Origin of the sequence: Albidovulum litorale (assembly GCF_025751495.1) — a bacterium.
GTDB lineage: Bacteria > Pseudomonadota > Alphaproteobacteria > Rhodobacterales > Rhodobacteraceae > Albidovulum > Albidovulum litorale.
On the sequence record NZ_JAOWKZ010000003.1, the window covers coordinates 40,866 to 52,554 of the forward strand.

Consider the following 11,689-nt stretch of genomic DNA (forward strand, 5'->3'; position numbering starts at 1 on the left):
TCAGCGTTGCGGAAACAGGAAGGCGAAGGCGATGCGCCGCCGCCAGGCGTTGGTGAGCGGTTCCTCGATCACGCCGAGCCGCTCATAGGCATGGAGGAAGCTGTCCGGCCCGGTCAGGATGCCGACATGCTTGGCGATGGCCCGCGGCACCATCCGAAAGAGGACCAGCACACCGGGACCGGCATCTGCCGGGACGATCTCCGGCATCATGCGCCGCGCGCCCTCGGCCAGCACCTCGCGAGGGCCGGTTTCGCCCCAGTCCCGGCTGTAGGGCAGGATCGGAAACGGCTCGGGACCGACAACCTCGCGCCAGACGCCTCGGGCCAGCCCGAGGCAGTCGCATCCGACGCCCTTAAGGCTTGCCTGGTCGTGGTAGGGCGTACCGAGCCACGCGCGCGCTGCCGCGATCACCTTGTCTGGATCAGCGGTATTCACAGCACACCCCCGTCGTGGCCGCCGTCCTTGGTGGCATAGCGCAAAACGGCGTCCTGGCCGGGGATATGCGGAAAGCCACGGAAGTTGACCGTGTTGGCGAACTTCGCCCCGCATGTCTCGATCCGCTTGTCGCAGCCCGCGCGGATCGTGAATGCGTCTTCCTCCGCGATGGCCCGCACCGGTGCCTCGAGCAGGGTCAGTACGGCGACGCCATCCGCCACGTCATGGCCCAGCACCTCAGTGCGCCGCCCCGAGTTCGCGCCGCTGGTCCATTCAATGGTACCGAAGGTAAACCAGCCGGCCGCGAACCAGCCGAGGCCCGATGCGGTGAAGGCGCGGTCGCGCAGAAGATCGATCACCGCGCCTGTCCCCTTGAAGGCCGGATCCTCGAGATCGAGACCGCAGCGCGCATCGCCGAGCGCCGCGTCGCAACTCGCCTGGAAGGTCCGCCCCACTGTCTGCCCGAGGACATGGGCGAGCGAGCGGACCTCGGCTACGAAGGCCAAGCGCCCGCGCCGGATCTGGCCGATAGCCCCGCGTCGCATGAGGACGCGTTGGCCGGTGTCGGCCCAGTTCACCCGCCAGACCTCGACGGCCGCGTTGTCCCAGCGGCCGTCGAGGATATCGGTCTCGGTGATCCGGTCCGAAGTCAGCACGCCTTCCGCGTCCTGCGCATCGACCGACAGGTCCGAGCCCGAGCGAACCTCGGACGCCGTCAGCCCACTCTCTGGCTCGAAGTCCGTGCCGTCGAAGCTGAGCGTCCGGTCGTGGTCGGTGAAGCCGAAAGTGACACCATCGGCCCGCGCGATCCGCCAGCACCAGGCCAGCGTCGTCGTGCCCTCGTCGAGATGGGCCTGCAGCGCGGGAGAGAGGGATTTCACTTCCGCCCCCAGCCGCGAAGCAACGCCAGAGAGGCCAGTGCGGACGAGACGACACCGCCGCCAGCGCCGGTCAGGGCGTAGAGGTTGAAGGGCCTCAGGTCGAAGGTGCCGGTCGCCAGATCGAAATCAGCTAACCCGGCCATCGCCAGACCGGAGGCTGCCAGACAGGCAAGGTAGATCAGCCCACGCGCGAGGTTCCAGTTCATGATGTTGCCTTTCCTTTGAATTGGTCCAACAGCCTCCGCCACCAAGACGGGGCGAATTGGTTTGCGTCGGCACCGGCGCGCTTGCGGGGCGCAGCAGCGCCAGCGCTTCGTCCTCGGTCAGGCGCCGGATCGGTCGCGAGAAATCGACTCGGCCGTTGCGGTCGACCGACCAGATGGGGATGTTGCCAGCGGGATAGTGGCCTTTGGCGAAGAGGTCGCGCTCGGCCTCGCGGCGCGGGCGGATCGCAACGGGCTTGAGCCAGCCCATGAAGGCTGCTGCCGCAGCAGCCCGGTCGCCCGCGTTCAGGTGCCGGGTGAGCGCCGCCTTGGCGATGCCGCCTGTGTTGTAATGGAAGGAGACCAGCGCATCGAATTCGTGCCGCTCGAGCGGCACCTTCACGGCGCGCAAAACGTCAGCCTCGTAACGCGCGAGGTCGGACTGGAAGACCCGGAACGCCTCGCGGATCGCGGCATTGAGATCGGCGGGCATACCGCGCGGCATCGTGGCGGGGTCGGGTGCCCCGGCTGCGGCCGTGTGGCCGATGCCGAACGTCCAGACCTGTTTCACATCGAGATAGGGTCCGGGCACGATCCCTTCGTGCCGGACGAGGGCCAGAAGGCCCTGGTCAGTCATCTGCATGGAAGTTACCCCAGAAGCGAGAGGATCAGGATCAGCGCGGCGACGGCGATGCCGATGCCCAGGCGGTGGCGGAAGGCCTGGCCGGGATCGGCCGGGTCGCAGCGCAGGGAGCGCGCGAGGCGGAGAAGGTCATGCATCGCCATCGCCTTTCCCGGCATGGCGCAGGCGGGCGAGCAGCACCTCGATGAAGGCAGGTCCGAAGACGCCGACCAGATAGGCGGCCGATCCGGCCGCGCCCCCGGCCGGGATCGCCTCGGGCGGCAGGCTGAGCCAGCGGGTGATGATCGCCATCGACAGGCTCCCCATCCCGGCCGCGATCAGACCGCCGAGCAGGATGTGGCGCAGCGCGTCGCGCAGCCGCATCTTCGTGGTCAGCGCATTGGTCGCGCCCCCGAGCGCGCCCCAGGCGGCAAGGATCACCGCCGTGGAGGCGAGTAGTTCCTTCAGCGCCGCCGCCAGAAATCCGGTTTCGTCGTTCATCGTCGGATCTCCAGAAGCGGGATGGAGGTGATCGAGCCCAGCCGCTCGAGGTCGAGCGTCACGTCGAGCGCGTCGGTGTCGAAACGGACCGGCACGTCGAACTCGAAGCCTGCGGTGATCGCGACGCCAGCGCCCGGCGGGGTGGTGAAGGTGATGACGCCGGTCGTGGTATCGACGGACCAGCCGGACGCCTGGGGCGTGCCATTCAAGGCGATGGTGACCGAGCCCGCGACCGGCTTGGCGATGGTCCGCACCCATGTCTGGCTACCCGAGGCGTAGCGCTTCACGAGCTGGAAGGCGGTTGTCGTGCCATCGCCGGTGGCAATCACCTGATTGGTCGGGGTCGGTGCTCCCGAAGGCAGGCAAGATTTGTGATCGCCCCAATCCTTGAACCGGAAGCCATGGAGGCGCCCGTTCCGCGCCTCGAAGAAGGCGACGACCGCCGCCAGATCGTCGGTGCGGCGGATGCCGTAGGCCACATCATAGCGGCGGCGCGAATTGGCCCAGCTGGCGTTGCGCTCTTCGTCGCCCGATGCCAGCTCGACGATCTGCGTGCGCCGCTCCGGCCCGCCGCGCGCGCCGCGGCTGATGTTGTCCGGGAACCGGACCTCATGGAACGCCATCACATGCCCCTCCGTCCCAGCGAGACCGCGCGGGCGATGTCCGCCGCGACCTGCGTGCGGGATTGCCGGAAGCTCTCGGCGTCGCGCGCCATGATGGTGACGTTGATCCCGCCGCCCGCTCCGTAGCTCTGCGCCTCGCGGCGCGAGAGCACCCGCTCGCCGCGCTGCAGGATCGCAGGCACCTCGTCGTGGCGAAGCCCGGCCACTCCGCCGCTATGCATGCGGGGCGCGGCGGCGAAGGCCATGGCCGGGACCATGCGCGAGGGACCTGTCGAGCCGACCATGCCGCCCGCGTGCAGGATGTTGGCGAAGATCCCGCCCGCGCCGCCGAGCGCGCCCGAGAGCGCGTTGGCGATAGGGCCGAGGATGAAGCGGCGCGCCGCCAGATTCGCCAGATCGGCGATGATCGAGGTCACCAGATCGCGGAAGTTCAGCTTGCCGGTCTTCACGAACTCTCCCACCGCGTCCTCGGCCGACTGAAACGCGCTGACGAGGCTCTGGCCAATATCGCCGCCGATCTCCCGGGCCCGGCTGGCATAGTCCGAGAGCGCGGCCGTCACCGCCTGCCATCCGGTCAGCGCACGCTCCGCCGCTTCGCCGGCGGCGGTTCCGGCATCGCGGGCAGCGCCACCGGCGCCACTGGCTGCGGATGCAGTGCCGTCGAGCCCGGCCGCGAGTGCATCGGCGGATGTCGTGGCATCCGTCAGCGCGGTTTCGGCCTCCGTGCCGGACCCGGTCACGGCATCCTTCAGCGCCTGCCAGGCGGCAAGCGGCCGGGTCGCCGCGTCGGTCAGCATGCCCGCGGCCTCACGATAGGCATCGGCCCGGGCGCGCGCGTCATCGGCCATGGCGCCGAGCCCGAGATCGGGCGGTGCGATATAGGTTCGGGCAAGCGCCGCCGAAAACGCATCCGCAGCCGCCGTTCCCGCCGCCGTCGCGGCCCCTTCGAACGGGTTGTCGATCCGGCTCAGATCCACCGCGTCGAGCGTGCCGATCCGCACGCCGCCTTCGCCGGTCGCCCATTCCGGCAGCAGGGCCAGCGCGGCGTTCAGCGTCTCGATGAAGCTGTTTATGCGGGTGACGACGCCGTTCAGCATCGCCTCGACCCCGCCGATCAACCCGTTCGCGGCCTGGTAGGCGAAATCGCCGATGGCACCCGGCAGGCTGCCCCAGATCGCCACCGCGCCGTCATAGGCCCCCTGGAAGATCGCGACGGTGCGGTCGCCGAACCCCACGACGCCCGCGACGGTTCCGTCGAGCGCCGAGAGTGCTGCGGCCTTCAGCCCCTCCCATCCGGCGGCCATGCGGGCCAGCGCGGCATCGAGCGCGAGCCCGATGCGCGACCAGACCTCAGAGGCGAGATCGGAGAGCAGCCGGAAGGCTTCGCCGACGCCACCCACCCGGGCGACGAATTGGGAAAGCCGATAGATCAGCTCGCCTACGCCGACGATCAACGCGCCGATGCAGGTGCGGATCAGAGCCCCGCGCAGCACGACGAGCGCGGTTGCAAACCCGCGCACCGACAGCGCGGCAGCTGCCAGCCCGGCAACCCAGCGGCCCGCGAGAAAGGTCGCGAAGGTCACGGCATAGGTGGTCAGGCGGCCGATGTTGTCGAAAAGACCGCGAATGGCGATGCCGAGCGGCCCGGTGCGGCTGGCAATGGCGGCCAGCGCGTTGGCGACGGCTTCCAGCGCGGGAGCCGCGGCGACCGCCAGCTGGTTCGAGAGACCACGCCAGATGAGGCCGAGGCGCGAGATCGCGTCATTCGTCCGCTCGATCTGGTCGGCGTCCTGTTCGGAGACCACCACCCCGAAGGCAAGCACGTCCTCGGTCGCCTGGCGAAGAGTCGCGGTATCGATGCGCGACATGGCAATGGAGCCTTCCTCACCGAACAGCTGTCCCGCGACAGCGGCACGCTCGGCGGCGGGCACGAAGTTCTCGATGGCGGCATTGATCGCGCCCACCCGCTGGTCCAGCGGCAACGCGATCAGGTCAGAGGCGGAAAGGCCCAGCCGGTCGAGCGCGTCAGCAGCAGGACCGGTCCCGGCGGCCGCCTGGCTGAGACGGCGCGTCAGATCCTTGGTGGCCTGCTCGATGCCGGATATCGAAACGCCCGCCAACTCGCCCGCGCGCCCTAGCGTCTGGATCGAAGCAACGGTGGTGCCGAGCGACTGCGCGAGCTTGGCCTGCGCATCGACGGTCTGCAGGCCGGAGCGGACCATGGCAACGCCAGCGGCAGCGGCAGCGGCCAAAGCGGCTGCGGCGGCCACGCGCACCCGGCGCGAGAAGGCCGCGAGCCGGGTGTTCGTCGCTTCCATTTCGCGGCTCAGCCGACCGAAACCTCGGGCACCGGCTTCACCGACGCCTTCCAGTTCGGCGCGCACCTGCCGACCACCGACCGCCGCGAGGCGGACGCTGACGCGTTTCTCAGCCATTGGGGCGTTCCATCTGTTCGTTGAGTTTGGCCACCATCACCGCTTCTATGATGGGCAGCAGTTCGGCCGCGGCGGCTGGCGGTACGCCGAGAGCCTCGCCAAGGGCCAGCGCGGCGGTCAGGTCCCAGCCGACGACGGCGCCGGGCAGCACCCGCAGCTGCCCACCAAGGCGGCCGACGAGGTCCCAGACCTGCCAGCCTTCATGGGTAAGCGGTCGGTTCAGCTGCGCCGGACAGTCTTCGCAGGCTTGCGCGCAGGCTTCGCAGTATCGCTCGCCCCCACCGAAGGACCAATCGGCGAGAGCGCGGAGGCGTTTTTTTCCTGTTCCAGCAGCAGGCCCTTGGAGACGTAGGTCAGCTGGAACGCCTCGAAGATCGGCCAGAGGTCGAGCAGCGCGTCGATGGCCTCGGGGCTGGGATCGATCGTCTTGCCGTCCGCATCGCCGATACCCTCCCAGGCGAGCACCGCGCGTCGGGCCAGTGCCTTGGCGAAGGCGACGGCCCGTTCCTCGTCGGAAACCTCCTCGGGCACCGCCTCGACGGCCGGATCGCTGCGCGTCGCCACCATCAGCGCGGTGGTCAACGGGCGCAGTTGCACCCGCACGCCGGGCGCGAGGTCATGCCAGCGCGGGGCGTTGGTCAGGTCGAGCGTCAGCATCAATAGGTCTCCACATCGTTCACGAGGGTTGCCGTGCACATCCGGCCGACCACGCTGTCGCGGGCGGCCTGCCAGTCGAAGGTGGCCTGCACACCCTGTGGTCCGGAGATATCGATGCGCGGGCGCGGCAGGTAGACGGCGTGCACCGTGAAGGTGAAGCTCTCGCCTGAAGGCAGGACGTAGGCGAACTCGAGCTCGCAGGGATCGCCGTTGATCGCCTGCGTCACCAGTGTGCTGTCGGCGAACCGAACCTCAATGGAGCCGGTGAGCGCAGCGATGGACGGGTCCGCGCCGTCGATCCGACCATCTGAGCGGATGGTCTCGATCCGGTCGAGGTTGTTGGCATAGGCGATGTCGGCCGAAACGACGTTGCCGAGGGCGGTGCCATTCCGGGTGATCGCCCCGTTGAAATGGCCAAACCGCTTCAGCTCCAGCGCGGTGGGCGTCCCGGCACTGGTGGTCGTGCCGACAGTCTCGCCCTGGGCCACCAGACGCGCGGTCGCGGTCAGCAGCCCCGAGCGTTGCATCTGCCAGGTGATCTGGTCGAGGACACAGCCGGAATACATGGCGTAGCGCGGGACCTCGGGCATGCCGGTCTCAATGGAGAGGCTCGGCAGCGTCCAGGCGCCGGACTGGAACTCATGCGTCCAGGGGCCGGTGCCCGTGGTGGTCGGCCCGCCGAAGGCCGCCTTCAGCCAGAACCCGAACGCCTCCGCGTCCAGCGGCACGACGACATCGCCGTCGGCCGTTACCGCATCCTTGATCGGTGCCAGCGGATCGCGGCCGTAGCCGAGAAGCTCGGAGTTCAAGAGCGGCTGCTCCGCGCCGAGCGTGGTGCTGGCGAAGGGCATCTTCGTGAAGCCGCCTGCTGGCGGCGTGCCATAGGTCGTCTCGAACGCAAGCGCCATCAGCGCCCGCGCCCCCTGGGCTCGTGCCATGTCTCAACTCCTTTTGTTGGTTGGATCAGCCGAGTGGGTCGGCCGTGGAATAGTGCAGCACGATCGGGATCACGGCGGCCTTCAGGCTCGCCGCGCCCTCGACCGGCAGATCGACTGGCCGCGGCGCTTCCGCCTCGACCCAGTCGCAGAGCCCACCGAGCGTGCGGTCGGCGGAGAGCGCCGCGCCGATGCTGGCGGTCAGCGTGTCGAAGGCGGCGTCACGCGAGGTGCCCTGCACGACCGCCTCGATTTCGGCCCTGTGCTGGTAGTGGTAGGCCAGCGGCGAGAGGGTCACCTCCGGCTCCCCCGGCTCGCCATCGCGCAGGATCAGCAGCCCTCCGGCTGGCACGCGCTCGGGCAGCACCTCGCCGCGCAGGGTGGTGGCGGACAACGCCGAGAGCCGCGCGTGCAGCGCGGCGAGGACGGTTTCGCGGGGGGTGGGCATGCGGAAAACCCTTGGAAATGCGTTGCGAGCTCTTCGCGCTCCGCCTATTCAGCAGTTTCAACCGAGAGTATTGGAGATCATCTTTTGTCAGAAAAACAAAACCATGCGGCAGAAGACGCGCGAGAGATCTGGAACATTCTTCAGACAGCAAAATGCATGGCCCGCTATGACAAGATCAGCCACGAAATCCTAGCTGAAATCCTGGTCGCGATCGCAACGGGCGGCGAGGTTATTGGTGGCAACAACCGCGGATCAGATGTTCGCTCTCCGCAGTTTGGTCTCATTGAGGTCAAATCGCGGATCCTCGGCACTGATGGCCCTTATCCCCGCGTTTCGCTGAAGCAGCACAATCTCGACAAGGCGCAGTGGTTCGCGGCTATACGATGGGACCGCAATTATACTCTCTACGACGCGGTCATGCTGCCCAAGCTTGTCGCTCAGGGACTCTACGAGAAGAAGAGGCAGTCATCCGGTTTGGCTCACATTAGCTGGGCTGATTGGTCGTCAGTTGCTGGCGCAAAAAACATTCGGGCGGAATGCGAATCTGTGATGCAGGGGTTGTGTTAGAATCGCTGATCTACCCAATTCGCCACAATCAACCCCGGCACGCTGTCCAACGCCCGGTCTGCATCCCGCGCCAGATCCAGCCGTTTCGGCAGCTTCACCTGCGGCACCAGCAGGAAGATCGGCGCGCTGACCTTGCCGCGCCCGGTTCTGGAGCGCGACACCACCGCCTGGCCCTTCGTGTTCAGCCGTCCCTCCGCCACAAGCAGGCTCGGGCCGGTGCGGCGATAGACGAAGCGCAGGCGCAACCCGCGTCGCCGTTCCCACTCGCCGGGAGTGATCCGGCCGCCGCGCAGGGACTTGCCTGCGGCGGGCAGCGGGATGGCAAGCCAAAACCCGTCTTTCGAGCGGATCAGCGGGCCAGTGTCGTGCGCGCCAACGATAACCGGAGCCTGGGACCAGACCAGCGCGGCGGCGTCCAGGCTTTCGCCCGACTTTGGAAAGGTCTGGCTCCGGATCGTGTTGGCGAGGCGTGTGCCAAGCCCTGCGCCGGTGACCTGCAAGCGCCACGCGGCCTTCAGCCCGGTTCCGGCCTCGCGCATGGCGGCCGTCACGGCGCGTTCGCCCGCCGCGACTTCGGCGGCCATCATCGCGACAATGTCGGGATCGATGTCGAGCTTCAGTTTCATGTGGGCCTCAGATCGACGGTCCAGACCAGCCGTTCACGGTCGCGTACTAGCTCGCCTTGAATGAGGAAGGCGTCGCCTTCGATCTCGATCCGGTCGCCGGGACGCGGTTCCGGTATCTCGGCCACCTGCAGATCCACGCGCGTGGTCTCGGACCAGATCCTTGCATCGCCGAAATCCGTAACCGCGTCCGCGCGCCGGGCGACGACGCGCACCAGAACGGGCGCGCCGCCCTCGGGCGTGTAGACCGCATCCCTGCCGATATTCGGATCGGCGAAGAGCGCGCTGACGGCGGCAGCGAAAGCGCTCATCAGAACGCGCCGTTCAACCGCACCCGGCCGAGGGTGTCACCGGCGCCGCCCGCGACCGCCTCGGTGGCGACGCCGATCAGCGTGTTTGAGGTGGCCACGTTAGTGGTGCGCTTGTTGGTATCGTCCCAGTAGATCCTGGCACCCGCGGTCCAGGCCTGCGAGCCGATCTTGGTGATGTCGAAGATGCCGGTGAGCGCGGTCTCGACGCTCTCGCCGAGGGCGGCCGTACCTGCCGCCACGCCGAAGATGGAGCCGACGAGCAGGCCATCGCCGGAGGCGACGGCATAGGGCGCGGTCAGGGTGATGGTGTTGCCGGGCTGGACGAAGTTTTTCATGGGGAGGATCCTCGTGGAAAGACGAAGGGCGGCCCATCTGGACCGCCCGCGTGTCAGGGTTCAGGAAGCGGGCGTCACGCGCCCGGGTTCTTGTAGAGGCCGCGCCAGTCGATGGCCTTGGCGCCGAAGTCGAGGCGGCACTTGATCTCGACGCCGTCGACGTCGAAGCCGTTGCGCGTCTCGATGTAGGCACCCTGCTGACCCTCGAGATAGGCGTATTCGATGGTGTCGATCTGGTTCGGGCTGGCGGCCAGATACCAGGCGGTGGCGCTGGCGGCATCGAGGCGCGGCTCGCTGATCGGCGAGAGCGTGCGGATCGACTGCGGCACCACGCTGGAGGTCGCAGCGGGCACGAGGTTCTGCGCGACCAGCTGTTCGGCCTTCAGCTCCAGCGCGGCCGGGACGATCAGGAAGGCGGGCCGGATGTTCAGCACCGTCTTCTTGTCGAGGCCCGTCTGCAGCGCCATCGCCGCACGGGCCGCCCCCACCGCATCGACGGCCAGCGCCGCGCCGGTGCCCGCGAGGTTCTTGTGGTTGGCGTGGAACAGCGCGGTGCCGTCGGCCATTGCCGGGTTCGCGGTGATGATGCCCCAGACCACATCGCTTTCCAGCTGGGCGATGGAGTTGCCGTACATCGCCGGGATCCGGGTGAAGGCATCCAGATCGTCGTTGATCAGCACCTGGCGGGTGATCGCAACCACGCGGCCATAGGTCTTGACCTTGTAGCTCTCCTTGCTCTCGCCCAGCGTGCCGCGCTTGAACTCGCCGCTCTCGCCCACTTCCAGAAGCTGCGGCGCTTCGCCAAGCTGGACCCGGTGCATCGCCTTGAAGTCGGTCGCCAGCACCTGGCGGCAGAAAAGCGAGAAGGTGCGCGGATAGGCGTCATAGGCCTGACGCAGGGTCTTGTTGGTGACGGCTGAGAGGATCTCGGGGAAGTCCGAGGTCGAGTGCAGTGCCCGCGTCGCCACCTCATCACGCGAGAGACCGCGCGTGTTCACCCCGGCATTGCCGAGACTTTCACGGGCCAATTCCAGCAGCGTCATGCCGCGATATTGGCGCGCGGCATCCTCCAGCGGGAACAGCGTCGGGCTGTAGCGGTGAAGCAGCGCGTTCGCCACGGCATCGCGGCGGGTGATGCGTTCATCCCGGCCGCCAAGGGGGACCGAGACATGCGGGAAGGTCCGGGTCTCGTCCGACTTTGCCGCGACCTGGTCGAGGATCAGGCGGCGGGACTCGTCCACGCTGACGCCGCGCTTGACCAGATCCTCGGCGAAGCTGCGCTCGAGGTTCAGCCGCCCCGCGAGATCATAGATGGTGGAGACGCGGTCGCGCTCGGCCTCGCGGGCGCGGGTCGCGATGGCCTCGGTGTCGGGGGCCTCGGGCTTGGGGGCCTTCGGCTGGCTGCGCGTCTCTGCCGCGCGCGTCTGCGCCTCGGCCGCGCCGGTCTTGTCGTCGGGCATGGTGATCTCCTCGGTCGCTGCCGTGTCGGTTGTGTCGTCGGCCGGGGCGGCCGGGGTCGTCTTGTCGGTCATCGGGGATGCTCCTTCGCTGGTTTCGGCGTCCCGGCGATGGAGGACGCAATCGTGATGTTCGCCCTTGGCGCGGAATCCCGCGGCGGGATCGGCGCCGACCGGCACGGCCGAGATCTCGAACGGGGTCCAGTCGACCGCGCGCCAAAGCTCGCGCCCGCCATCGGGTTTCGAGATGTCGAAGCGGTGGACCTGGTAGCCGATCGAGACGGCCCGGATGTGCCCGGCCTGGATGTCGCGCCAGATCGGCTCGACATCGGCGCGCTCACTGATCCGCACCTGTGCGATGCCGCGCCCGTTCTCGATCCGCACCGACCCCGGCACAACCGAGCCGATGACGGCATCGAGCGTGTCGATCTCATGGACCTTCAGGAACGGCGCGCCCGCGTTCAACCGATCAAGCCGCACATGGGCGGGGTCGAGGCTCAGTTCCTCGTCATAGGGTTCGCCGAAGAAGCTGGAGCGACGAACGCGGGCGCCCGCCGACCAGATCACCTCGACGGTGCGCGCGTCATTATCGACGCTATTCGGCGCAAGCTCCGCCGACCGGCGCAGGGCCGGCAGTTCGATCATTGTATCCATGG

17 protein-coding genes are annotated in these 11,689 nt (G+C 68.2%); 1 reads left to right on the top strand and 16 read right to left on the bottom strand.

Going from position 1 to position 11,689, the window contains the following annotated elements; translation table 11 throughout:
• From OEZ71_RS10970 to OEZ71_RS11025, 12 genes are all read right to left on the bottom strand, one after another.
• Nucleotides 1-435, bottom strand: a complete 435-nt coding sequence (locus OEZ71_RS10970) for an NlpC/P60 family protein (RefSeq protein ID WP_263740038.1) — start codon at nt 433-435, stop codon at nt 1-3.
• Complete coding sequence (locus OEZ71_RS10975; RefSeq protein WP_263740039.1) at nt 432-1,316, bottom strand: DUF2163 domain-containing protein; 885 nt, start codon at nt 1,314-1,316, stop codon at nt 432-434. Before OEZ71_RS10975 ends, OEZ71_RS10970 begins: the two co-directional genes overlap by 4 nt.
• Nucleotides 1,313-1,459, bottom strand: coding sequence for a hypothetical protein (locus tag OEZ71_RS10980; RefSeq protein ID WP_263740040.1), 147 nt, complete (start codon nt 1,457-1,459; stop codon nt 1,313-1,315). The genes OEZ71_RS10975 and OEZ71_RS10980 overlap by 4 nt, the downstream gene beginning before the upstream one ends.
• Nucleotides 1,443-2,162, bottom strand: a complete 720-nt coding sequence (locus tag OEZ71_RS10985; RefSeq protein ID WP_263740041.1) for a lysozyme — start codon at nt 2,160-2,162, stop codon at nt 1,443-1,445. The genes OEZ71_RS10980 and OEZ71_RS10985 overlap by 17 nt, the downstream gene beginning before the upstream one ends.
• A gap of 5 nt (nt 2,163-2,167) precedes the next feature.
• Nucleotides 2,168-2,299, bottom strand: a complete 132-nt coding sequence (locus OEZ71_RS10990; protein WP_263740042.1) for a hypothetical protein — start codon at nt 2,297-2,299, stop codon at nt 2,168-2,170.
• Nucleotides 2,292-2,642 (bottom strand): hypothetical protein, encoded by a 351-nt coding sequence (locus OEZ71_RS10995; protein ID WP_128513659.1) that lies wholly within the window; start codon nt 2,640-2,642, stop codon nt 2,292-2,294. The genes OEZ71_RS10990 and OEZ71_RS10995 overlap by 8 nt, the downstream gene beginning before the upstream one ends.
• On the bottom strand, nt 2,639-3,265 hold the full coding sequence (locus OEZ71_RS11000; RefSeq protein ID WP_263740043.1) for a DUF2460 domain-containing protein: 627 nt from the start codon (nt 3,263-3,265) through the stop codon (nt 2,639-2,641). Before OEZ71_RS11000 ends, OEZ71_RS10995 begins: the two co-directional genes overlap by 4 nt.
• Nucleotides 3,265-5,700, bottom strand: coding sequence for a phage tail tape measure C-terminal domain-containing protein (locus tag OEZ71_RS11005; protein ID WP_263740044.1), 2,436 nt, complete (start codon nt 5,698-5,700; stop codon nt 3,265-3,267). The genes OEZ71_RS11000 and OEZ71_RS11005 overlap by 1 nt, the downstream gene beginning before the upstream one ends.
• The gene (locus OEZ71_RS11010; protein WP_263740045.1) at nt 5,693-5,851 is read right to left on the bottom strand and encodes a DUF7697 family protein; all 159 of its coding nucleotides are present in this window, start codon (nt 5,849-5,851) and stop codon (nt 5,693-5,695) included. The genes OEZ71_RS11005 and OEZ71_RS11010 overlap by 8 nt, the downstream gene beginning before the upstream one ends.
• 68 nt (nt 5,852-5,919) lie before the next feature.
• Complete coding sequence (locus OEZ71_RS11015) at nt 5,920-6,357, bottom strand: hypothetical protein (protein WP_263740046.1); 438 nt, start codon at nt 6,355-6,357, stop codon at nt 5,920-5,922.
• Entirely contained in the window at nt 6,357-7,295 is a 939-nt protein-coding gene (locus OEZ71_RS11020; protein WP_263740047.1) for a phage tail tube protein, read from the bottom strand. Before OEZ71_RS11020 ends, OEZ71_RS11015 begins: the two co-directional genes overlap by 1 nt.
• Before the next feature lie 25 nt (nt 7,296-7,320).
• A complete protein-coding gene (locus OEZ71_RS11025; RefSeq protein WP_263740048.1) occupies nt 7,321-7,740 on the bottom strand; it encodes an acyl-CoA transferase in 420 nt (139 codons plus the stop codon).
• Between the two features lie 156 nt (nt 7,741-7,896).
• Here OEZ71_RS11025 and OEZ71_RS11030 point away from each other — a divergent pair, with 156 nt between their 5' ends.
• Nucleotides 7,897-8,307 carry a hypothetical protein gene (locus tag OEZ71_RS11030; protein WP_263740049.1) on the top strand — a complete coding sequence of 137 codons (411 nt, stop codon included), beginning with the start codon at nt 7,897-7,899 and terminating at the stop codon, nt 8,305-8,307.
• Here the strand turns inward: OEZ71_RS11030 and OEZ71_RS11035 are convergent.
• From OEZ71_RS11035 to OEZ71_RS11050, 4 genes are all read right to left on the bottom strand, one after another.
• The gene (locus tag OEZ71_RS11035; RefSeq protein ID WP_263740050.1) at nt 8,304-8,933 is read right to left on the bottom strand and encodes a DUF6441 family protein; all 630 of its coding nucleotides are present in this window, start codon (nt 8,931-8,933) and stop codon (nt 8,304-8,306) included. The two genes, OEZ71_RS11030 and OEZ71_RS11035, sit on opposite strands and share 4 nt — an antisense overlap.
• Nucleotides 8,930-9,241, bottom strand: coding sequence for a head-tail joining protein (locus OEZ71_RS11040; RefSeq protein ID WP_263740051.1), 312 nt, complete (start codon nt 9,239-9,241; stop codon nt 8,930-8,932). Before OEZ71_RS11040 ends, OEZ71_RS11035 begins: the two co-directional genes overlap by 4 nt.
• Nucleotides 9,241-9,576, bottom strand: a complete 336-nt coding sequence (locus OEZ71_RS11045) for a DUF2190 family protein (RefSeq protein WP_263740052.1) — start codon at nt 9,574-9,576, stop codon at nt 9,241-9,243. The genes OEZ71_RS11040 and OEZ71_RS11045 overlap by 1 nt, the downstream gene beginning before the upstream one ends.
• A gap of 74 nt (nt 9,577-9,650) precedes the next feature.
• Entirely contained in the window at nt 9,651-11,687 is a 2,037-nt protein-coding gene (locus OEZ71_RS11050) for a prohead protease/major capsid protein fusion protein (RefSeq protein ID WP_263740054.1), read from the bottom strand.
• Nucleotides 11,688-11,689 lie beyond the last annotated feature (2 nt).